The 22,613-nt window shown below is 39.3% G+C and carries 17 protein-coding genes and 1 pseudogene; 1 reads left to right on the forward strand and 17 read right to left on the reverse strand.

What is annotated here, in order from left to right:
* Nucleotides 1-78: 78 nt before the first annotated feature.
* The 6 genes from MSHOH_RS01035 to MSHOH_RS01060 form a co-directional block, all read right to left on the reverse strand.
* On the reverse strand, nucleotides 79-1,332 hold the full coding sequence (locus MSHOH_RS01035) for a nucleotide sugar dehydrogenase (protein WP_048136749.1): 1,254 nt from the start codon (nucleotides 1,330-1,332) through the stop codon (nucleotides 79-81).
* 108 nt (nucleotides 1,333-1,440) lie between these two features.
* The gene (locus MSHOH_RS01040) at nucleotides 1,441-2,370 is read right to left on the reverse strand and encodes a glycosyltransferase family 4 protein (protein WP_048136750.1); all 930 of its coding nucleotides are present in this window, start codon (nucleotides 2,368-2,370) and stop codon (nucleotides 1,441-1,443) included.
* Between the two features lie 60 nt (nucleotides 2,371-2,430).
* A complete protein-coding gene (locus MSHOH_RS01045; RefSeq protein WP_048136751.1) occupies nucleotides 2,431-3,789 on the reverse strand; it encodes a flippase in 1,359 nt (452 codons plus the stop codon).
* 156 nt (nucleotides 3,790-3,945) lie between these two features.
* The gene (locus tag MSHOH_RS01050; RefSeq protein ID WP_048136752.1) at nucleotides 3,946-5,094 is read right to left on the reverse strand and encodes a polysaccharide pyruvyl transferase family protein; all 1,149 of its coding nucleotides are present in this window, start codon (nucleotides 5,092-5,094) and stop codon (nucleotides 3,946-3,948) included.
* A 141-nt stretch (nucleotides 5,095-5,235) separates the two neighbouring features.
* Nucleotides 5,236-6,321, reverse strand: a complete 1,086-nt coding sequence (gene wecB / locus MSHOH_RS01055; RefSeq protein WP_239451137.1) for a non-hydrolyzing UDP-N-acetylglucosamine 2-epimerase — start codon at nucleotides 6,319-6,321, stop codon at nucleotides 5,236-5,238.
* Between the two features lie 348 nt (nucleotides 6,322-6,669).
* A complete protein-coding gene (locus MSHOH_RS01060; RefSeq protein WP_048136753.1) occupies nucleotides 6,670-7,815 on the reverse strand; it encodes a glycoside hydrolase family protein in 1,146 nt (381 codons plus the stop codon).
* Nucleotides 7,816-8,220: 405 nt separating this feature from the next.
* On the opposite strand from MSHOH_RS01060, the gene MSHOH_RS01065 reads away from it, so the two are divergent.
* Nucleotides 8,221-8,901 carry an acylphosphatase gene (locus MSHOH_RS01065; protein ID WP_048136754.1) on the forward strand — a complete coding sequence of 227 codons (681 nt, stop codon included), beginning with the start codon at nucleotides 8,221-8,223 and terminating at the stop codon, nucleotides 8,899-8,901.
* A gap of 287 nt (nucleotides 8,902-9,188) precedes the next feature.
* On the opposite strand, the gene MSHOH_RS01070 is transcribed toward MSHOH_RS01065, so the two are convergent.
* The 11 genes and pseudogenes from MSHOH_RS01070 to MSHOH_RS01120 form a co-directional block, all read right to left on the reverse strand.
* Nucleotides 9,189-10,622, reverse strand: a complete 1,434-nt coding sequence (locus tag MSHOH_RS01070) for a TIGR04279 domain-containing protein (RefSeq protein ID WP_048136755.1) — start codon at nucleotides 10,620-10,622, stop codon at nucleotides 9,189-9,191.
* Between the two features lie 207 nt (nucleotides 10,623-10,829).
* Nucleotides 10,830-11,522 carry a hypothetical protein gene (locus tag MSHOH_RS01075; protein ID WP_048136756.1) on the reverse strand — a complete coding sequence of 231 codons (693 nt, stop codon included), beginning with the start codon at nucleotides 11,520-11,522 and terminating at the stop codon, nucleotides 10,830-10,832.
* A gap of 488 nt (nucleotides 11,523-12,010) precedes the next feature.
* Nucleotides 12,011-13,519 carry a lipopolysaccharide biosynthesis protein gene (locus MSHOH_RS01080; RefSeq protein WP_048136757.1) on the reverse strand — a complete coding sequence of 503 codons (1,509 nt, stop codon included), beginning with the start codon at nucleotides 13,517-13,519 and terminating at the stop codon, nucleotides 12,011-12,013.
* Nucleotides 13,520-14,068: 549 nt separating this feature from the next.
* Nucleotides 14,069-14,843 (reverse strand): annotated as a pseudogene (locus tag MSHOH_RS01085) (polysaccharide deacetylase family protein).
* A gap of 63 nt (nucleotides 14,844-14,906) precedes the next feature.
* Nucleotides 14,907-16,334: a nucleotide sugar dehydrogenase gene (locus MSHOH_RS01090; protein WP_048136758.1), complete on the reverse strand. Its 1,428-nt coding sequence runs from the start codon at nucleotides 16,332-16,334 to the stop codon at nucleotides 14,907-14,909.
* A gap of 92 nt (nucleotides 16,335-16,426) precedes the next feature.
* Nucleotides 16,427-17,365 (reverse strand): UDP-N-acetylglucosamine 3-dehydrogenase, encoded by a 939-nt coding sequence (locus MSHOH_RS01095; RefSeq protein ID WP_082089456.1) that lies wholly within the window; start codon nucleotides 17,363-17,365, stop codon nucleotides 16,427-16,429.
* A gap of 44 nt (nucleotides 17,366-17,409) precedes the next feature.
* Nucleotides 17,410-18,492, reverse strand: a complete 1,083-nt coding sequence (locus MSHOH_RS01100) for a DegT/DnrJ/EryC1/StrS family aminotransferase (protein WP_048136759.1) — start codon at nucleotides 18,490-18,492, stop codon at nucleotides 17,410-17,412.
* 61 nt (nucleotides 18,493-18,553) lie between these two features.
* Nucleotides 18,554-19,222 carry an acyltransferase gene (locus tag MSHOH_RS01105; RefSeq protein ID WP_048136760.1) on the reverse strand — a complete coding sequence of 223 codons (669 nt, stop codon included), beginning with the start codon at nucleotides 19,220-19,222 and terminating at the stop codon, nucleotides 18,554-18,556.
* A 560-nt stretch (nucleotides 19,223-19,782) separates the two neighbouring features.
* Entirely contained in the window at nucleotides 19,783-20,058 is a 276-nt protein-coding gene (locus MSHOH_RS23305; protein ID WP_048136761.1) for a hypothetical protein, read from the reverse strand.
* 429 nt (nucleotides 20,059-20,487) lie between these two features.
* Nucleotides 20,488-21,603 (reverse strand): IS200/IS605 family element RNA-guided endonuclease TnpB, encoded by a 1,116-nt coding sequence (gene tnpB / locus MSHOH_RS01115; RefSeq protein ID WP_048136762.1) that lies wholly within the window; start codon nucleotides 21,601-21,603, stop codon nucleotides 20,488-20,490.
* A 141-nt stretch (nucleotides 21,604-21,744) separates the two neighbouring features.
* Nucleotides 21,745-22,611: a CPBP family intramembrane glutamic endopeptidase gene (locus MSHOH_RS01120; protein WP_048136763.1), complete on the reverse strand. Its 867-nt coding sequence runs from the start codon at nucleotides 22,609-22,611 to the stop codon at nucleotides 21,745-21,747.
* Nucleotides 22,612-22,613: the final 2 nt, after the last annotated feature.

The following is a 22,613-nucleotide window of genomic DNA, read 5'->3' on the forward strand; positions in this document are numbered from 1 at the left end:
AATTCTTACTCATTGAGAAGTCATGCCATGTCTAAACACTGTCAGAAGCTAAAAAATCAATCTATAAACTGTTACACCTCATCTAGTTCCGATAATTTTTATTTTATAACCTGATTTCTCCAATAAATCTTTGTTAATGATATTTCTTGTATCTATAATATTCGGCTTTCTCATTTTATTATGTAAATTTTCAGGATCCACATTCCTAAACTCCGAATGATCCGTCAACACAACAATACAGTCACTTCCCTCAACAGCCTCTTCCAATCCCAGAATCGGATAGTTCCATTCTTTCACAAACGGATCATAAATCTTAATCTTGAAGCCTTCCTTTTCTGCAAGTTTGATAAACTTCTTGGCCGGAGTAGCTCTTGTATCTGCAATGTCTCCTTTATATGCAATTCCAAAAACTGTAATTATCGGATTTTCAATACCTGTAAGCATTTCTTTTACCATTTTTAAAACATACTGAGGCATGGAATCGTTTATTTGCCTGGACATCATAATGAGGCTGCTGTTGTTTGCGTTTTCTGTCAAGAACCAGGGATCAATTGCTATGCAATGTCCGCCTACTCCTGGACCAGGCTTTAGAATGTTTACACGAGGATGCTTATTTGCTATTTCGATAGCTTTCCAGACATCTATGCCGTAGTCGTCTGCTATCTGGGCGAATTCGTTGGCAAGCGCGATGTTGACGTCTCGGAAGGTATTTTCCATCAGTTTTATCATTTCTGCGGTTGTGCTGGTTGTGAGGTGGAGGTTGCCTTTTACAAAGGAAGAATAAAGGTCGGCTGTAAGCTGGGTAGATTTTTCATCTACGCCGCCGATTACGCGATCGTTGTAAACCATTTCGTGAAGGGTATTTCCGGGAATTGCCCTCTCCGGGCAGTGGGAGACACAGAAGTCTTCACACATTTTGAGGGTGGATTTTTCCAGGATTTGTTTTACCTGCTTTTCACAGGTGTTGGGTGGAATTGTAGATTCTATAATTACGAGATTACCTTTTTTCAGGTAGGGAACAATCATTTCGCAGGCAGATACCACATATTTGAGGTCTGCCATCCTCATTTCCGAATCGAAGGGTGTTGGAACGGCTACAAGGAAAACATCGGCTTCTTCCACAAGAGATTCTGCTCGGAAAGCTTTTCTGGCAACGGCTCCGTCCAGAAGTTCCTGGAAGCCTTTCTCTTCAAAAGGCATCTTGCCTGCTTTGAGAGTGTCAACAACACGTTTATTTACATCAATGCCCACGACTTCATGACCATTGTTCGCAAAAAGAAGAGCTGTTGGTAGGCCAATATATCCTTGACCGAGTACACAGATTTTTGACAACCTTATCCCGCCTTTCTTCAAATTATTTCCTATTTGAAAACCTATTAAATTTAAGAAAATACGAAATGAGAACAATTTTGAGGCTCATTCTGATGTAGAAACTAAAGCTCAGTTGTTATTATACATTTCAATTAACTTTTTTATTACCACTCTGGAATCATGAACTTCTTCAACATATTTTCGACTTTTAACTCCAAATTTAGCTCTCTCTTCTGGATTTTCGATTAACTTAGTTAAATTTTCATACATAAACTCCGGATATGTATTCAATATAGGCAAGTTTGTATAGTATTTATCTACCAAATCTTTTTTGATGAAGCATAAAACCGGTTTTCCCATACACATAGCTTCAATTGAAAACACTCCATATATTCCAAAACTAGGGTTAATCCAATCTACGACTATATCGGCAATTCTAAGTTGCCTTATAACTTCATCATGGGGTACATTTTCTAATAGGATAAATTCAACATCATATCCATCTTTTTTTAATTTATCTATTGCCTGTACCACATACTCGGTGCCCTTTATTTCTCTGGAACTTGGAGCGTGTAAAATCCTTAATTTGTGGGTCTGATAATTAAACTCTGTGAACTTGTATTCCCTTGTATCTGCTGGGTTTGGTAACCATATTCCTTTAGGAGACCATTCAAGAAGATCGGGGGTTGAAACAAGGATTTTATTTGCAAACCTGGAGTAAAGATATTTTTCACCTTTAAATCGAAGTTCAGAGCCATGGTGGTGTACAATTGTTTTTTTGTTCAATATTCTCCACAAGACTAGATCAATACCTTTTGGAAGAATAGTTCCGCTGTGAAAATGATATACATCGTATTTCTTAACAAATTTTAAAAAAATAAAAAACATTTTTATGTAATTATATGGAAACTTAGATGTTATAGGATAACAAAAGTCCGTTTTATACCTGAAAGGATGTTTTTTATACGAAAGGACATCACTTTTATAACCTAATTCTCTTTGTGCTTGGGCTATATTTTGAGGCACTCCAGCTACATCTCCAATATGTAATATCTTCATAATATGCTCACCCAACACATTTTACCGATTTTAAAGAAATAATATTGAGTTTTGGTCTTATTATCTGAATATTGACTTTTTCAATATACTAAGCCCTTCCTGAAATAGTAATTTGTCACTGGAGCTGAATACAATTGTTTTCCACCACGGATTTTCACTTAACTGGGAATATAACCACAATTTGATAATTGCATTCAAACCATAGGCGATAGTTGTTGCCATAGCTCCCCCTTCTATACCATATTTCGGGATCATAATTATATTCGCGATTATATTTACAAAAACCACTAGTATTGAAGTATAGAGATTTAGCTCTGGTCTGCCTCTAGCTGCAAGGTCATTTGCTAAAATCTTCGAGCCACTACCTACAACTATACCTGGAAGTAGCCATAGAAATGCGCCAACGGCCGGAGCAAATTCTCTACCAAATAAAAAATTAATAAGAAATGATGCCAATGGTGTTAATACTAATGCGAAAAATGTTGAAATTAGCAAGACCCAACGAGAAATTAAAGGAGTAAGTACCTTGCGTTTTTCTTCATCATTATGTAGTTCCGAAAGGCGGGGTAAAAGCACTGTACTTATTGCCTGTGACAATATCCATATTTTTTCAGCAATTTGCACAGCAATTAAATAAATACCTGTAGCTGCTGGTGTAAGAAAGAAATTAACTAAAAAGAGATCGGCTCTGTAGTTTACAAAAGCGAGGATATTACTCAAATGGGCCTTCCAGCCATATCCAAGGCACTCTTTTGTATAATTCTTTAAAATGTTATCCTCATGATTTGTATTATGTTTTTTGAGGTAAGGTTTTAAAATAATCAATGTAACAATCAATCCGCATAAATTGCCAATGATGAAAGATAACAAAGCTCCAAATACACCAAGTTTTAATATCCCGACCAGAAACGCTACAAGCAGGAGTGTAATACAGGGTGTTATTAACGAAATATAGTTGTAATTTTTAAAATCCTGTAACCCCTGAAATAGACTGCTCATAAATTCCTGAAGTAATGATAATGGAAATGCCAGAATACCAAGCCAGAGAATAGATAAAGGTATGCCTGGAAACCAGGTCTCACCTTGAGTTTCAACTACTGATATAGCAATTGAAATACCTATGATACATAAAATAAACCAAAGCCTAATATTAGTTTTAAATGCAGAATTAATATTAATTTTATTCGAAGCAATGAAGTAAACATTAGCAGGAGATACTCCAAGATTCAGGAAGCTAACAAGCATTGTTGGTAAGAGAATACCCATAGCGTATTGACCGTTACCCAGCGGACCTAATGAGCGAGCCAAAGTAATTGAAATAGCTAATCCGACAGCTATTCCAACGCTTTGACGAATAATTGTGAGAATAATATTATTACTTAGTTTTTTGAGTGAAAGACCTTCATAGTCTGACCCCATTTTTTGACCTCTGGTGTTTTAATTTCTCCGGTTATTTGCTGAAAAGTATTTCACAATTTAACTTTGATTCGCAAACAATGTTAAAATAGTAGTCAATTTGTATATTTGCATGAAAACAGGCCTTCTTTGAATTTTTGAATTATTAACTTTGCAGTATTAATTAGCTTTTAATAAACTTTCAGCTACTTCTGCGTTATAAATTGCCTGCCGTTCCAATTTTTCTGCACTGATAGCTAAATTTTTTTTGATTTCATTTCGATTTTCCCAAACATAGTTTATTTTTTCAAACATATCTGGTAATTCTATTTCTTTATAATTTAATGACCATTTATCCTGCTCGACCATTTTTAAAAATTCATCAACTTTCCCGCTATATGTAATTCCTATCATAGGCACATTCATTCTTGCCGAAAATATGAGAGAATGCAACCTCATACCAATAACCATCTCCATTTTTCCAAAAATTCCCATCATTTCTTGTGGTGTGTAAACACCTCTTACAATTCTGGCTTCTTGTTTACATTTCATCATCTGATGGATTGGATCCATTATTCTGATATCACATGTTGGTCTTGGTGGAAATTGCATAGGAATGAAAACTAAATTTACATTTAAATTCTCTATTATATAATCCGAAATTTTAGCTATTTTTTCAATGAAATTTTCCACAAATTCTGAGTCAAAACGGTATTCATAAGGATTCCATCTGACAGAAATTCCAACAAGTGGTTTCTCTGTGCAAATTCCTTCTCTATCCAATATCTCTTCAACTCTTCTTGAATTCGCAGGGGTTAGTGCCATCACAGGATCAGAAGTAACTTGAATAAGAGATTCATTTACTCCACTCGAGACTAATACTTCTTTAGATAATTTATTTCTAACATGTATGGCTTCTACTGAGCTCAAAGTGTGTTTTGTAAGCATTTTTCCAAATGTGGTTTTTATAGGACCCACTCCTGGTGCATACAAAACTATTGGCTTACGGAACATTTCTCCGATTACAATTTTGTTAAGCCAAAACTTAAAATTTTTATATGTAAGGTCATGTATAATTCCTCCTCCTCCGATAATCAATAAGTCTGCACCATATACTGTTTTTAGTATTGAGTGTAGATTGCGTAATTCGCTGATATAAACCGCGTTTACGCCGTGTTTTTCGATAGTTTCCTTTGGATTACCAGAAAATACTGTTATTTCTACGTCACATCTCTCTTTGATAGATTGGATAATAGCAGCGAGAATTGCTTCATCTCCAGTATTTCCGTATCCGTAATATCCGCAAATTGCAACTTTTTTTGTTGACATAACAGCTCACCAGGATCAATACACTAATTCACTTCCCCAATTCGCTACCTTTTATCTCACTCTCGTTTTTATCCGGTTATCCTTTATTACTGAATTTATTCAGGACTATCTATGATCTTCTATTCTACTGCATTTTACGCTTCAACCAGTCACTGTATTCTGAATAGTCAATTCTGCAGCATTTCCTTTTCCATATGGATTTTCCCACTCGCAATCCGACTCCATCATTTTTCTTGCGTATTCGATAATCTTTTCTCCTGCTCCTGCAACTAAATTTGCGCCTACCTCTACCGTTTCCGGCCTTTCGGTGTTGTCACGAAGGGTTACGCAGGGGATTCTGAAGATACAGCTTTCTTCCTGTACGCCTCCGCTGTCGGTAAGGATCAGCCTGGCTGAGCTTTCCAGTTGCAGGAATTCAAGGTAGCCAAGGGGTTTTATCAGCCGGGTTCCTTCCGGAAACTTTAAACCAAACTCTCCTATCATTTTCGCAGTTCTGGGATGAATCGGAAATATAATTGGAAGGCCAAACTCCTTATAAATGTGCGAAAAGGCGTTCAGAATTCCGCTGAGACGCTCTTTACTGTCCACATTTTCGGCTCGGTGGACTGTGGCTACAATATACTTTTTTTCTTCTATGCTTAATTTTGTAAGTATGTTAGTTTCGTATTTAGAAATCTCAAGGTTCTGGTAAGCTGCATCTACAACCGTATTTCCTGTAACGAAGATTTTCTCTTTGGGAATGCCTTCGTTTAGCAGATATCTTTTTGAAGTTTCGGTTGAAGCGAAGAGATAATCGGAAGTGTGATCTGCAATAACTCTGTTCGTTTCTTCGGGCATTGTCCTGTCAAAGGATCTAAGACCGGCTTCAACATGCCCGATTTTGATCTGAAGTTTGGATGCTGCAAGGGTGCCTGCAAGAACAGTATTTGTATCTCCCTGCACAAGAATAACATCCGGTCTGTCTTTTACCAGAATTTCTTCAATTCCGGCAAGCATTTTTGCAGTCTGTTCTCCATGTTTGCCAGAACCTACATCGAGGTTGTACTTTGCCTGCGGGAGTTTCAGTTGTTCAAAAAAGATTTTGTCCATTTCATAGCTGTAGTGCTGACCTGTATGCAGTATATAGTACTCTATGCCCTGTTTTTCACATTCTCTTATTATAGGGCTCATTTTTATGATTTCAGGCCTTGTGCCGAGAATGATTGCAATCTTCATATTTTTTATCATGTCCGTTCAAAGGAAAGTTTCCAGAAGTGTTAATATTAGGTAATACTCAATAAGTTATTTAACCCATTTGGTATGTTCTAAATCGCCAAACAGACATGTATTTTTAGAAAAAAATATTATTAATTATTATTTTTTTAATTCTTATATTTTAGGCGCATATACTAATACAAAAGTATGTTCAGTCAATTGATTATGTTTTGATATTGTAACTTTAGTTTATGCTTAAGCTAAAGAACATAATTCGTATGAATAGACCCTGCGAGCTAAAAGAAACAAAAATTGGAGTATTCGGATTTTTACTCTTTCCCCTGCAAAATTCGACAGAGACAAATTACTTTGTATTTTCCATTAGCAAACATTTTGTAATGTTGCGTACGAAGCGTTTGTATAACCGATTTTCCATTCATTTTGAGTATTTACTCCCACATACCACATGTGTATTGTGTCAGTATAAGGATCATATGTGATAGATGACTTATATAAGCTTGAATTATCAAATTTTCTTGTATTACTATCTGGTTTAAGAATTTTATCCGGATAATATTTCCACACTATCCCATCATTACTTTCCGCCCATGACAGGCTTTTATCAACATCAGAATATTGAATCATGAAAAATAGTTTATATTCGGGAATGTATTTTACTTCAATATGCCAGACATCTTTATTATAAATGTCATCTTCAAAAACGCAGTCTTCAGGTTCTGACCATTGAAAACCATCAGTTGAAGTTCGATATATTATTGAACATTCGGAATCCCACTTTTGTGCCCACATCATCCACGATCCATCTGGAAGTTGAACAATCGCATTCGATCTTTCTATATTTGTCGCGCCGTGTTGTAAATCTTTATGAATCACATTCAGTATCTTTATGCACATTCTTCTACATACTTGTTCTAATTTTGATCGGTTACAAAATGTAATTTTATTTGAAGGTATATTATAAAGTAATACAGGATTTGACCACGAAACCCCATCATATGTTTTTACAATTAAATATTTAGTCTCCTGACTGGTAGAATTATAGTCTCGATAAATGCAGTAAAGTTCGTCTGAGGTTTTGTTATGTGCCAGGCAAGGGTCAGAGTTAAATCCTACGGAAGGTCCTGGAATCACAGGATTGGTAAGTCCTTGTGGAACGGACCAATTTTCATAAGGCACATCAAAGCAGTAAATTGATGGGTTTTCATATTTATTATCCGAATTCGGATATGGTGTTGCTGCAGCCCAATATTTGTGCCCGTTCCAACCATCCGAGAAATATAATACTGATGGATGTGTTAGTTGCCCGCTGCCATCGTAAGTTGGAATCTCCAGAGGTTCATTTGAATTTTCAAATATGTCATTTGACCTCAAACTCACATTCGGAAAATTAAAATTTTGAACTCCATTATATTTTTCAGCTGTAGCTGGTATAATTAAACATAATATCAAATATGACACTAATACGAGTTTTAGCATTCTTTTCACGATCTCACTTATTTTATCCAATCACCTGTTCCTATATTAATTATAGAGAATTTAGATAAGTCCTCAATGTTTTAATATCTCAGGTAGATTTGTCAAAGTCAGGATAGAATGGTTTACAGGAATAAAGAATTTGATACAAAATCAAAATTTTATGACGCGGCAATAAAACAGCAACAAAAGAGCGTTTTTTGGGGATCAGGAATATAATTACAAACTTTCGGGTTAGCCTTGTTTTTGGCCTGGTAAATCCTTATAACAGTTTTTATCGTTTTTATCTGAGTTCTGTTTCACTTGCAGTATAGCTTTCAGAAAATCTTTGCTTTTTGTACTCCCGGGAGAAAGACTCGAGCCGATAGTCGCAGTTCGGGTGCTTTGAGAGCGAACAGAGAATAAGGTTTATCTTATGTTAATGAAAATAGATCTCATATGGAGAAACGTGCCGAGATCAAAGTACATGGTCGAGTCCAAAAAGCAGGTTTCAAAGACTTCATTGACGAGATTGCTTTTAATTTGAATCTCAATGGATACGTTAAAAATCTCGATGACGGGACAGTGCAGGTTGTTTGCGAGGGAGACGAAGCTGCTATTGCGGAATTGCTCGAAAAGATTAACATCACTCAATATCCCATCAGGGTAGAAAATATTGAAGTGACTTACAAAAAGCCAACAGGCGAGTATAAAGCATTTGAGGTTATCAGAGACGAAGACCTGACCACTGCAACTTATGAAAGAATGGATGCAGCTGCGCGGTATATTCGAGAAATGAATTCAAACCTCTGCCAGAAGGTGGATCTTCTTGGGGGGAAAATTGATGTCCTGGGTGGAAAAATGGATTCCCTTGGGGGAAAGATGGATTCTCTCGGCGGAAAAATCGATACACTGGGAGGGAAAATTGATTTTCTCGGAGGGAAGATTGATGTGCTTGGCGGAAAAGTGGATTCTTTCGGCGGGAAAATTGATGTACTGGGCAATAAAATCGATCACGCCCGTGTAGAAATCACATCAGAAATCCGGTTAAGCCGGAATAACTTCAGGTCTCACATTGACGAAAGGATTTCAACTATAGAACGCGAGTTAGCTCTCATTAAGTCTAAAGTCATTCCCTGAAGCACTTCTGCAAAAATAGTAACCGAAAGCAAGAGCTTTCGGAGAGGTGCTGATAAATCAGAACTTTGAAAGGCAGGACTAAGGATGTTTTTGTATAGCTTTTCGGGCCCATGTAAGCGGTTCGCTATGCTGGAGTATCTCTAAGTTAATCTGCAGAAAGTAAACCATGAAAGTTCCGGAACCGGAAAGTTAAAGTGAGAGTTAAACCGATAGGCTTCCGGGTAAATAACCGGTATTTTCCAGTCACTCTCTCCGGTCTCGAGCTTTTTTCCTGCTTTTATCCTTCTTTAACGCCTTTTACTCATTATTGTAATCCCTATAAGGAGCGTTCCCACAAAACCTATGAGGAAAGAAGCCAGCTTAGGGGGATTTTTTATTATCTCTGCTGCCTGGAGTGCTTCTCCTCTAATCTGGGGTTCGAGATCTCCAAATCCGAGTGAACTTGCTGTATCAAGAATGGACTTATCGGTTTCCAGAGTGGAAGGATTCTCATTCTCAGTTGATAGGTCAGTGTTTGATTTTTGCTTTTTATCCGGTCCGTTTGATTTTTTGACTTCACGAATGGATACCTCTGTCTGCGCTATACCCACAAGACCTCTACCTTTTTCATAGGCACCCGCAAAGAGAAGATAATCTCCTGGAGGAAGATCGAAGGTTGTCAGGGAGAGGGTGCTCTGGTTTTCTTCACCTATGCTTATCGTACCGTTGCCTTCTCCTATAAGGGTCTGGATTTCAGTTGTTAGCTCATCTTTGTTGAACTTGGATTCGTAGTTTGTTGAGTTGATATCGAACTCATTTATGATATCTATCCCGTTCACAAATATATCTGTCCCGGCTCTCGTTCCATTGGAACTGACATTTACTTCTGCACGATAGGCGTCCTCACTTATTAGCAGGGCTCCGTATGTGTAGCTTCCCTGGGCCGGAGCTTTTTTCAGATCCAGACTGACATCAAGGTTCTCGTGCTCTTTAAGGTTATTTGGAGCTTTTATTTTAAGTTCGTACTCCACAACTTCAAAACAGGTTGCTGAAAGAACCTTCCTCGACTCGGGGTTTTCATCGCCTTCAAGCATTATGAGTATTCCATAGCTTCCAGCCTGAAGAGGGTCAAGAGTCAGGGTGGAAGGGAGATCCCCGTTTTCGTCCAGGGTCACAGCAGTTACCAGGGTCGTAGAATTTGTACTGTTATCAAAGACTTCCTTCAGGTTCACGGCGTTTCCGTCCCTAATGTCCGTGAAAGCCTCACCAAGGGAACTCAGGTTAAGCCCCTGAACAAGATAAACATTTACATTCTGCTGTCCGAAAGCTGCAGGGCCTTTGTAGTCTACCTTCACTTTGTCTTTTTCAGCGTAAAAAGGATGAGTAGTGTACGGGTATGCAAGAACTATTTCAGTACCATCCCCGTACTCCCCTGGTTTCAGTTCAAGGGCAGCTCCTTCACTATTCAGGCTGTCTGTCCCTTTGTATGTGAAATTAAGAGGCTGTGGGAGCCGGATCTCATCTCCTCCACTGAGAAGGATCCAGCCTCCTTCCGTAAGGCTTTCATTATGGTCTGCAAAATAAATACTATCTCCGTTTTTCTCGATAACTGCAACCCATGGATCATCTTCAGAAATTGCTGCTGATGCCGAACTGAGTAGAAAAATCAGAGTTAAAACCATCAGGGTTAACTTGAACATTCCACTATAAACTCCGTTATACATTCCTGTTCTTTTCTTCAATTATAGCACCCCTTAATGATGTTTTTCTTCTTAATTCCGGTTTTTTTCCTTTTTTAAGGAATTTAACCGTAAATATTATTCTAATCTAATGTCATTAGTGCTCATATATTTATTTAAACCGCTTGTTCGCCGTTAAAGACATCTGTAAAGGCTCTTCTAAACTTAAAGAGTTTAAAGGCTTTTTTTGCCTTGGAAACTTCCATAATTTTAATGCTTTTTAATCCTTGAATAAAGCAGGACCAATAACATTCCGGCCAGAATTCCTCCAATCCATATGCTCCAGGCTTTCCAATTTTTGGAAAAGTCCTTTTTTGATTCCTTTGTTTGATCTGATGAGAGTATTACATCTGAAGACAGGTTTTCTGCCGGATGCAGGGTAACCTGCTTTGTAACGTCCTCGACCTTTATTTCAAAATTGCCTGCAGGTATGGATTTTGTGTTGTACTTATAGCTGAAATTTCCTGAGTCGACTTTTACCTGCTGAAGACCTGTGATCTTGAGTTTTACTTCAGGAGCACTTGACTTTCCATCGATCCTGATTCTGTAAGTCCCGGGGGGAACAGCAGACTGTGAAACTCTTGCAATTCCTCCTTCTGCTTTTGCAGTTCTGGATATCCACAGGATCATTTTTACCCTAACGTTCAGGTCGTCGGCTCCTTTTGCCTCTACACTAAAACGGTTATTGAACCCTGAGGGAATTTCCACGCCTTCAAGCAGATACTCGTATCTGCCGTCCGAGACCTGAACGTCTTTTTCAAAGGATACCAGCACTTTTGCTGTCTCTCCCGTGAAATTAGCTCCTTTTATCTCTATCACATTCCCAACCGCCGGGTTTTCAGGAACAAGTTCCCAACTGCTGGCTGCGGCAGGAGGGAGGGCAGTCAGAGATATAAATAACATAAATACACAAAGCTAAGACAGAGGTTTCAGCCTTTTTTTACTCCCCTGGTTCTGGAGAGAAGCGAAAACTAATTCCACGAAATCAATCCCTTTAGAAAGCAAGACCTTGAATCTCCTTTTTAACACCCAGAGTCTTTGATTTGAGTTATCACACTATAAGGTAGTTTTAACAATAATATGTTCCAGGAAAGTCTATTTATATTTTATGTTGACTTTTTAAGGCTTTTTACTAATATATATATCTAAACGTTAAAAATGAATACATAGCTATCAGTTTAAAAATTGACATTGTTGACAATTAAATAGGACAGTTAGTAATAAAATCAATCAAAAGAGAGCGGAAATCGTATCCTAAATTAAAGGAACCTTCATCTTTTTAGAAAGCTAGTTAAAATTTAGATTTAGTTAAAAAACTTTTTTGTTTCTAAATTGTGAGGAAGGAATAGTCCGCTTTATTTTGAGGCATTACCTGAGGGAGTTTGAGCTTTTTACGCTTTTCCCGGAGATTTGAATTCTTTTATTATCTTTTTTACCTGTCTATCTGTTTTCAATATATAAAGATAATAAACACAGATAATCAGTCCGGAGATTACAACAAGGAGAATCTGGTTTATTCCTGCGGTTTTGAGAGCTGTCAGCACTATTCCTGCAGGAATGAAGAGGATAAGATTTGAAAATACTATTTTCAGGGCTTTTGAAGTCTTCACCCCTGAGTAATGCATCATTTTCAGGCATAGATATCCATACACCACAATACCTGATATGGAAAAAAGGATAAGAGCTGTACGGGCGCTTCCAAGAATGCCGCCAATTGTAAGGGACAGGAAGCGGGTAGTCAGATTGAAAAAATTGTAACTAAAACCGAAATGGTGTTCTTCTACTACAAGGTATATTGTGCTTAAAGGGGATGAAATAAACCATATGAAAGCCCAGAGGCTCAGGATTTGGGCATAAACACCCGCTTCTGTCCAGGCACTCCCGAAAATCACAGTAAAGACATCACTTCCGACAATTGTCAGAATCAATATAGGGAACATGCCTATAATTACAAGCATCCTGAAAACATTCTCAACAAGGGTGCTGAGGCTTCCCTCGGATACTGCCCGTGACGCCCTCTGGTAAAACACCTGTGAAATTGATCCTCCAATAAAACTCATAGGGAGCTGGAGCAAACGGAACCCGAGGGAATAAAAGCCAACCACTGCAGGAGCAAAAAACGCCGAAAGGAGAAAAGCCGGAAGCTGCCAGGAGATTGAGTTCATAAGGGCAGACCAGCTGTCTATGAGTGGGAGGTTGCGGTGCCTTACAGCTCCTTCATACATCTTTCTCCAGCTCAAGCTCTTTTTTATCAAGCTTCTATCATCTCTCCAGATCTGACCTCCAAGCACTAATGTTGCCACCGACTGGCCTGCAAGACTGCCGCCGATTAAACCAGCTGAAGTTGGAGGGCGTTCTGAAATCCCGAGGAGAATTTGTGTTGCAGTTGTAGAAACCGAACTGGAAACCCTTGAAAAGGAGAGCCTCTTGAAGAGCTTTGTTCTTGAATTCCACTGGTTGAGCGCGAGAAAAATCCCATTTACGAATACGAACGGAGACACAAGCCAGAGATAGTTCTCTATCTGCGGAGCATTTAGAAGGTCAACTATCTGGGCTTTGAAGTACCAGACAACTGGCGCAGTAAATCCGGTTATAGCCAGGACTGCGAGGACACTGAGACCCAAAAGATTTACTGCATCTTCATTTGATTCGGGCAGCATTATAGAATACTCATACCTCAGGCATGAAATAATGCTTATTATGCTGGTGATAGAGATATATAGAGCCCATACTCCAAAATCCTCAGGTCCGTAAAGGCGGGTCAGAACAGGGGCTGCCAGAATCGTAAGGATTTGAGCAAAGGTCGTTCCACCTGCAAGTGTCAGTACATCCGATACAAAACTTGCCTTTTTTTCTTTTTTGGATGGCTTTTTTGTTGCTTTTTGTTTATTTCTATCCATAGTAGCCAGTACCCTTAGCAAAGGAACTCGTTTTTCAGGCCAGACAGTTAGAAGTTTTTTAATTTCTGCAATAATTGTTTCAATTACATGATTAAATTTCTCTTTTTAAGAATCTTAATTTTTAATAGCTTCAGCACACTGACCTTCTGCTTACTTTTTACCCCATACCTTTTTCTCCCTTTTCAATTCCTATACACAAATTATCCTTTATAAACTCATCCGATTCGGCGGTATTTTTCTCCCATTAGTGATAATACGTACCAGAAAAACATATAAGACACAGTACCTTTACAGACAGAACTCTGATTTTCTTTCCTCTTTCAAGAGACTTACAGTTCCCACTCTTACCGGATAAAAGAATTATTTAATTTTTAACAGAAAGTCACTGTTAACATTTTAACAGCTTAAACCCTTCAGACCAACATCAATCCGGTTAACCCGTCTGAGGCAGCTGCACATCTGATAAAAAAGAGTTCTCTTCAAGCTGCCGATTGATGTGTTTATTTTTTATAATGAAACCACATTTAGTCTTTTTACTGATCCTTGTTTTCAGATTCCCGGTTCAATCTTACTGGTCCACCAGTTGTAGATTTCCTCTCCGCTGGTAATCCAGGCATTTTTACCGGCACAGTACTCAAGGACTTTTTCGTAATACTTAAGATTCTCTCCTTCAATGCACGTGTTATTATGCCAGAGGATAGTAATCACACCGTTATATTTCTCAACCGTATTGATAAGATGTTTCGTACATTCCCAGGCTTTCTTAACGCTAAGGCGCATGTAATCCCTCAAAAGTGAACGGTCCATGATTACCAGTGGAATTTCCATGATATCGATCTGGTACCCTTCGTTTAAATTGAAAGGCCTGAATGGATGGCACATTCCGTTTCTAAAACCGGCACAGTCCGAATATCCGAGTGTGGTATCGTATTTGAAGCCTGCTTTACTTAATAATTCCCAGGTATCCGGTACTCTGAACCTTAAATAGTGATTTCTATACCCAATAACCTTTCTCCCTAAAACTTCCTCAAGACGCCTTTTTTTTTCTTTGATATCCTCAAGGCTGTTGTAAGACTCATGTCCGCCGTGCAGGCCTACTTCCCATCTCGTGTGTGAGGCAGACTGCAAATTTTTTTTCGTCCGGATATTGTGGCTTCAGCCCGTTTTCTACCAGAAATTTCGAAACTCTTGGCTCAAAAATGCTTCTATGATTGCTTAGATAGTAAGGAAACCTCTCATAACCATCGCGAAAGGTTACGCTGTACTCCTCTTTCCTGGTAAAGAGATCCCAGAGCTCCTCGTTTTCTTTTAGTTTTTCAAACATGTTCCTCGCCTTTTTTCCCAGAATATAAAAGATAGATCAATTTTAAAAAGGGGATTTCCCCCCTCACTTTATCTCATGTGAATTCTTGTCTCCCCTCCCAATTCCCTTATAAACGAACCCTTTTCCAGTAAATTCATCCGGCTCAATAACATTTCTCCCGTCAACAATGACCGGATTTGCTTTTCCGGTTATTCTCTTTATCCAATCAGCTTTCAGGCCAGAGTATGCACTGTGCCCTGCAAGCACTACTACAGCGTCCGCGCCCTTTACAACCTCTTCCAGATTATCCGAAATCTCGACTCCAGGATAATTGACAACGTACGGGTCGTGCACCATAACGCTGGCCCCGGCTTTCAGGCAGAGATCCCTGTAAGGTTCCGAGGGAGTGTTTCTGGCATCATCCGAGTCTTTGATAAATGCCCAGCCGAGCATTGCAACCTTTGAGCCTTCCATCTTCTTTCCAAGCCTATCAAGTGCAGCAGCAGTCAGGTTGTACATATGCACAGGCATGAAATCATTGACTTTCCTTGCAAGCACGTAAATTGAGTCCGAGCCTTCGGGATAGTCAAGCTCTCCCTTTCCAATCTTAACTCCCCTTTCCAGGTGGTATGTATCCTTGGTCAGGCAGTGGCCTCCAACCCCTGCTCCTGGCCAGAGGACAGCTCTTGTGATACCCTCACCTTTTAAGCTGTCAACTCCTGTCCTGACATCATAGACATTTATGCCCATAGCTTCACAGTAAAGGGCAAGCTGGTTGATTGCTGCGATCTGAAGATCGCGGAAAGTATTTTCTGCTGTTTTTGTAACCTCGGCTGCAGTTGCACTCATCGGGATAACCTTTCCGACCGTAAGCACCGGGGAGTACAGCTCAACCGCCCTCTTTGTGCTTGCTTCATTGATTCCTCCCACGATCCTGTCATGTTCTCTGATATTCTTCAGAAGCCTGCCCACCATCACCCTTTCAGGTGCGTGTGCAAGGGCAAAATCTTCACCGGCTTTTAACCCGGACTCTTCTTCAAGGATCTGTTTTGCCATTCCTTCGGTTGTCCCTGGAGTGATTGTGGATTCAAGGACTACAAGCATACCGGGTCTCAGATATTTTCCTGCATTCCTGATCCCTTCTATAAGAGCGCTGAAATCGGGTTCCAGATCTTTGGGATTTGCAAAAGGAGTTTGAATTGCGAGTGTAACTGCATCAAGTTCGGAGATCCTTGAGAAATCAGGTGTGCACTCAAACTTGCCGGCTTTTACAACCTTTCCAATCAGTTCTTCAAGGCCCGGCTCCTCTCCTTTGAGCGGGCTTTCTCCCCTGTTGAGCATGTCAATCTTGTAGCCTGAGCTTTTTGAGTTGCGCTGGAAGCCAAGGACTTTGTCAAAACAGGGAGCATCTGCAAAAAGGACAGCTGCAGGGATTCCCACATATCCCATGCCAAGCACACCCATTTTTTTTATAGGACCGCGTTCCTTCAGAAGTTTTTCTAATTTATTCATGCTAATCACTTCCCATTGTTGTTTTTAAAACATTCTCTCGTTTTCCCTGAGGTTTTCGGATTTCTATTTTCTTCACCATTTCTTCATGCGCTTTACTGTCCTACTTCAATCAGTCTTTCTTCTTCGTAAGATCTGATTGCTGACATTGCTACTTCAAGGGCATGTTTCCCATCTTCGCCACAGGGGCTCGGTTCTCTGCCTGTCCTGACACAGTCTATGAAATAAACAAGTTCGTTTTTCAGGGGTTCGCTTGGCTCGACTTTGGCTTTTCTTATCCAGCCATTATCATGCAGCTCAACTGTCTGGTCAATATAGTCCAGATAGGCTACACCCTTGACACCTATTGCTGTCAACTGCCTTACCTTATGAGGGGTTAGCCAGTTTGTTTCTACAACACCTGCAAAATTGTGATCCATACGCAGGATAATTGAGGCATGGTCCTCAAAAGAATGAATATCTGCACCTGCAATGGCATAAACACCCCTTATCTTCTTGCCATAAAGGTATGAGATGACGTCTATATCATGAACACCTATATCCAGAATTACGCCGACATCCCTTATCCTCGGATTATAGGGACCTACTCTTCTGGTAGAAATAGAAACTATTTTCCCCAGAGTACCTGAATCTATGATCTCTTTGAGCCTTATGACTGCAGGATTGAAACGTTCTATATGCCCTACCATGAGAACCTTTCCTGCTTTCTTTGCCGCTTCGATCATCAGCTCTGCGTTTTCAACCGTGTCGGCAATTGGTTTTTCAACAAGGATATGAAGGCCTGCTTCCAGGGCATCAAGAACTACCTGTTTATGCAGCTTTGTGGGCACAACAATGCTTACTGCATCAAGACCTTCTGCAAACATCTCTTTATAATCTGTAAAGGCTTTCGTTTTAAACTGGATAGCCATGGATTCAACTCTATTTTTGTCTACATCCGATATCCCGGCAAGTTCCACGCCTTCCATCTCGCTGTAGATTCGGACATGATTCTGACCCATGGCGCCAGTGCCTATTACTCCTACTCTGATCAAGGTTACACTTCCTTTCAAAAATGCAGCTGCAGCCTGGAAATTGTTCAAGCTTTTGCACAGAACTCTTTTACTTCTCTGATTATTTTTTGCACGTCGTCTTCGGATAAAGCCGGATGTACGGGAAGGGAGAGAACTTCCTCTGCTGCTTTTTCCGAAACCGGCAGGGAATCCCTGTACCCCAGCTCTTTATAGTAGGGTTGCTTATGGATGGGTACAGGATAATGTACTCCGGTACCTATTCCTTTTTCCTTCAGGAAATCTGCCAGCTCATCTCTTTTTTCAGCTCTGATTGTATACTGGTGGAAAACATGAGTGCGGCCGGGTTTTGTTATTACAGGTACGATCCCTGAAATGCCTTTGAGTCCGGCTGAAAGCATGGCTGCGTTTTTCTGCCTGGCGGCTGTAAACCCATCCAGTTTTTCGAGCTGGACAAGCCCGATTGCTGCTGCAATATCAGTCATGCGCAGATTAAAGCCAAGCATTTCGTGCAGGTAGCGAATTTTTGAGCCGTGAGCCCTGATCATTTTTGCTTTTTCTGCGATTTCCCTGTCACTGGTTGTGATCATCCCGCCTTCACTCGTTGTCATGTTTTTGGTCGGATAGAAGCTGAATCCTCCTGTGCCAAAACTGCCAACTTTTTTCCCGAGGTATTCTGCTCCATGGGACTGACAGGCATCTTCGATCACGACAAGTTTGCGGTCTTCAGCTATTTCCATTATAGCTTTCATATCTGCAGACTGCCCGTAAAGGTGAACAGGCATAATGGCTTTTGTTTTTGAAGTAATCTTTTCCTGGATTCTATCGGGATCTATATTGTATGTATCCGATTCAATGTCTACAAAAACAGGTTTTGCCCCGGTGTAAAGGATGCTGTTCGCAGTGGCAATAAATGTGAAAGGGCTTGTAATTACTTCGTCCCCTTTTCCAATGCCGTGGGCAAGAAGTGCAATATGCAGGGCTGCGGTGCCGGAGTTCACCGCAACTGAATATTCGCAGCCCGTGTACCCGGAAAATGCAAGCTCAAATTCTTCTACTTTTGGTCCCTGTGCAATCATGCCTGAGCTCAGGACCTTCGTTACTGCATCAATCTCTTCCTTGCCCAGCAGGGGCTTGGCGATTGGGATCATTTTCGGACCTCATATTAATCTTAATAATTCTTTATAACTTCGATTTTGTTTTCCGATAGGCTTATATTTGGTTCAACTCTTTAAGATCTTCAGGTAGTTCCTGTATTCTGGCAGGCACACCGAGTGCCAGTTTCCATGGGGGCACGTCTTTTGTCACAAGAGCTCCTCCGGCAACCATTGCTCCTTCTCCGATTTCCACTCCAGGAAGCAGAGTTGCGTTAGCGCCAATAGATGCTCCTTTCCTCAAAACAGGCCCTTTAAGTTCGTACTTTTTACGTATGGGATATTTATCATTAGCAAGAACAGCACATGGCCCAATAAATACATTGTCTTCGATAACTACATTTGTTGGAATATAGACATTCCCCTGGATACTGACATTATTTCCTATTTTCACGTTTCCGTCTATGATAACGTTCGTTCCGATAAGTACATTGTCCCCGATTTGCGTATTTTCCCTTATCATTACGTTATGTCCGGTTTTGAAGTTTTTTCCGGTTTTTACGCTGGAGAAAATTGTAGAACCTGCTCTTATGATAGAGTTTGGACCTATATTGCAGCCCGGAAAATCGAAGTCCTCTATTTCCATATCCTTTTTGAGAATCTCCGTGAGGACTTTGTGCTCTGGATACCCCAGTATTACATTCTCCAGAACTACCGTATCTTTTCCGACTATAGAATTACCGTAAATCTTGGAAGAACCATGGATTTTGAATTGTTTTGAATTCATATTGTTACCCTTTTATATATACCTTTTAATTTATTCGAAAGGTTTAGGACGGAATCAAAACATCGTTAATAATTTTTACACCTTCAATTTATGTACTCAGTTACACACTTGTTTTCGTTCTCCGGATTATCTGACTATCTATTGTTCCAGATTATCCGGGACTATTTTAATTTCTCTATTCTCTCTACTCACTCCCTGCAGTTTTGTAACTATGTGAATTTTTGTTCGAATACACTGTATAATTATTTAACTGATTTGGTTTGTCTTCTACCTGCTATTTCTCCGTTTTTTCTTTGATAAAGTAATTTGATTTGCCGTAGCAATTCAACATAAATTTTCTTTCCAGGCTTAAACTGATCTAATACATGCTTTCCACTTTCGTGGAGAAACCGGTTACTTATGGTTTCAATGTTTAAAATCAATCTAAAGGTTATGGAATTGGTCTTCTTTGCTTTTTATCTTTTATAAGGTTAGCCTTTTTCCTTTCCTCTCGGGACAGGATTTTTGGTTTTTAATGGTCATGTGCTCTCTTTTTTATTTCTATTTCCTGTTATATGGCTTTAGTTCGGGAAATTAAATGGAGGAGAATTTTTATATAAGATTGCATATTTGTTCCTCTTATATATACATGAATTAACCAAAGGAGTTCTAGTTACGCTTACAAGTTTAATTCCATCAACTTCCGCTTCTTCGGATGTGTTCACAATTATGACCACACCCGGGGTCCCTGAAGGTGCATCAGTAGCTGTAGCAGTTTTGCTTTTACTCTTACTTTTCAGAGACTTTCTCCCTCTGTCAAAGCACTGGGGAGATTCTGTGCAAACTTCTTTAAACATGGGAATCCTTCCACTTCTGTTTTCCTTCGGCGCAATTATTCTTTACAAGCTTGTAGCTCTCTTCTAATATCTGGGGAACTCTTTTAAGTTTGAACTTAAAGCATCGAGAGAAAAAATATTTTAAAAAAGTTTATGAAAGTAATTTTTTCCTATCCAGTTACTAAAAATAAGTTTTCCTGCTTTCTTTTCTGCCTGCTCACTTTCATGCACTACCTTTCTCTCTTTTTCCCTTTCGCTTGCATTTCTTCTCTTCAAGCAGAATCTTACAGCAGGATACATACATGTCTGAAAAGGAAACGGATCTGGAAAATGTACACTTGTGAACTACCCCTCCCTGCTTTCTGATGAAAGCGAGGAAGTGGCTTCTTGCTTCATCCCTCGAACTACCGTTCGCAAGTCCACAAGCTCATCCCCTACGTTCCATAGGTGTCAGATAACTATAAGATTTTGATCTTGAAGAGAGAACTTTTTGATATTGATTGCAGCATTTATGTCTCTGTCATGCTTTGTTTTGCAATCAGGACACGTCCACTCTCTAACATCAAGAGTTAGATTGGAATTGTGATACCCACAAACATTGCATAATTTAGAAGATGGCTCAAATCTTCCTATTCGTAAAATGGTTTTTCCCAACCATTCAGCTTTATACTCTAATTTTGTTACAAAACTACTCAACGAAGCATCGGAAATAGACTGAGCCAGACAATGATTTTTTACCATACCTTTAACATTCAGAGTTTCCAGCGCAATAGCTTGGTTCTCGCTAATCAGTCTAAAAGAGAGTTGATGCTGGAAATTATTTCTCTGATTGCTAATAGTTTCATGGATTTTTGAAAGATGCTGTCTAGCCTTATTCCTATTCTTAGAGCCTTTAACTTTTCTCGATACTCTTTTTTGCAAACATTTCATTCTTTTTAGAGAATTTTTAAGGTATTTTGGATTTTCAACCTTTTCTCCATTTGATAGAACTGCAAAATCTTTGATGCCTGCATCAATACCTATTGTAGTTGATTCTGAAAAGTTCTGCTTTTCAGGAATATCTTTTTCATTATCTACAAGGATACTGATATAATATTTTCCTGTACTTGATCTTGAAATTGTTGCGGTTTTAAGTTTGCCTTCAAACCTTCTATGAAGTATGGTTTTAACTTCACCTATTTTAGGAAGCTTAATTATCTGCTTCTCAAAATCTACCGCATAATGTTGAGGCATTTGATATGATTGAACCGGATTTTTCTTAGACTTGAACTTAGGAAATCCGGATTTCTCTCTAAAGAATTTAGTAAATGCTGATTCTACATTTACTAAAGAGGCAAGTAGAGCCTGTGAATTAGCTTCTTTTAACCATTCGTTAGAAGGTTTTACTTCATGGACTAAAATGTGCTGTAAATCAAACCTCGATATTGATTTCCTAGTTTGTTCATAAGTTTTTATCTTTTGTTCTAAAGCCCAGTTATAGACAAATCTACATGCACCAAAATGAACTTGTATCATTTCCTTTTGTTTTTTGCTAGGGTAGATTCGATATTTGTAGGCTTTTAACATACTATATATTATGCGTTTTAAAGAGATATATAGGTTTTGTTAAACTTAATATAGTGAAGTTGACGGCTTTCATCCCCCACCTGTCGCTTCGCTCCGAGGAAGGGGACTTCACGCCTTAAAGTTAAAAAATGAATTTAGAATTTAGAGTAGATGTGGTATAACCCCAAAGAGAAATACATTTATGAAACCGTGAATCATTGCGACCAGAGGGAGACTCCGGGTTTTATAGAATATATATCCTATGATAAAACCTACTAATAAGGCATAGAACACTTCAATTACATTCCCATACACGGAATGCATTAGTCCGAACAGGACACTTGTGATTATCAGGCCTTCCCTACTTCCGAGAAACACTTCGAGCCTGTTCTGCAGAATGGACCTGAAGATGATCTCTTCAATTAGACCTACTAAAAAGACCATAGTAAGAGTAAGTATCAGGAGGCTGAAAATTGATAGATCGGGAATCAGGTAGTTTGTCCCTATTATAATGTATTCTCCAGCTCCAAGAAGAAGACCTACAATTATCGATAGCGGAATATATATACCTATTTTTTTGAAGGTTATTCCAAGTTGTTCCTGGGTAAATCCCTGATGGGTGAGTGCGATGGTTACCGGAATTGTAAGGAGCCCGTAGATAAAGACAAACGAGTAAAGCGTTATCTCATAAAATGCCGGCATTGAGAGATTTACAAGTCGCAGGACCGGGAGCAGAAGAAGGGCCTGGTAAGTCTTCTGGATCTCGTCGTCCTTTATATATAACATGGAAAGAGAAAGTCCAAGCAGGAGAACTGCGTGTACTTCCATAGCTTCTACAACTTTTCCAGAATATATCATAAATTCCGCAAAAGCGATGGCTATAATGGGAATAATCAGGTAAAGTGCTTTGTTTTTTATAGCAGGCTCTTGTACTGACCTGCTTTCGGGCACATACATTTCTCCGTATTCAGGCGTTTGCATTTCTTTATTTTCGGGTACTTTTATCTCCTGATTTTCATATATCTCCATCT

Origin of the sequence: Methanosarcina horonobensis HB-1 = JCM 15518, from assembly GCF_000970285.1 — an archaeon.
Taxonomy (GTDB): Archaea; Halobacteriota; Methanosarcinia; order Methanosarcinales; family Methanosarcinaceae; genus Methanosarcina; species Methanosarcina horonobensis.

Excerpts from the sequence above, each read along its gene's own strand:
- MSHOH_RS01050 (WP_048136752.1), bottom strand. The coding sequence starts at position 5,094 with ATGTCAACAAAAAAAGTTGCAATTTGCGGATATTACGGATACGGAAAT.
- wecB (WP_239451137.1), bottom strand. The coding sequence starts at position 6,321 with ATGATAAAAAATATGAAGATTGCAATCATTCTCGGCACAAGGCCTGAA.
- MSHOH_RS01120 (WP_048136763.1), bottom strand. The coding sequence starts at position 22,611 with ATGGAGATATATGAAAATCAGGAGATAAAAGTACCCGAAAATAAAGAA.
- MSHOH_RS01100 (WP_048136759.1), bottom strand. The coding sequence starts at position 18,492 with ATGATCCCAATCGCCAAGCCCCTGCTGGGCAAGGAAGAGATTGATGCA.
- tnpB (WP_048136762.1), bottom strand. The coding sequence starts at position 21,603 with ATGTTAAAAGCCTACAAATATCGAATCTACCCTAGCAAAAAACAAAAG.
- MSHOH_RS01080 (WP_048136757.1), bottom strand. The coding sequence starts at position 13,519 with ATGGATAGAAATAAACAAAAAGCAACAAAAAAGCCATCCAAAAAAGAA.
- MSHOH_RS01065 (WP_048136754.1), top strand. The coding sequence starts at position 8,221 with ATGGAGAAACGTGCCGAGATCAAAGTACATGGTCGAGTCCAAAAAGCA.
- MSHOH_RS01040 (WP_048136750.1), bottom strand. The coding sequence starts at position 2,370 with ATGAAGATATTACATATTGGAGATGTAGCTGGAGTGCCTCAAAATATA.
- MSHOH_RS01090 (WP_048136758.1), bottom strand. The coding sequence starts at position 16,334 with ATGAATAAATTAGAAAAACTTCTGAAGGAACGCGGTCCTATAAAAAAA.
- MSHOH_RS23305 (WP_048136761.1), bottom strand. The coding sequence starts at position 20,058 with ATGTTTAAAGAAGTTTGCACAGAATCTCCCCAGTGCTTTGACAGAGGG.
- MSHOH_RS01045 (WP_048136751.1), bottom strand. The coding sequence starts at position 3,789 with ATGGGGTCAGACTATGAAGGTCTTTCACTCAAAAAACTAAGTAATAAT.
- MSHOH_RS01075 (WP_048136756.1), bottom strand. The coding sequence starts at position 11,522 with ATGTTATTTATATCTCTGACTGCCCTCCCTCCTGCCGCAGCCAGCAGT.
- MSHOH_RS01105 (WP_048136760.1), bottom strand. The coding sequence starts at position 19,222 with ATGAATTCAAAACAATTCAAAATCCATGGTTCTTCCAAGATTTACGGT.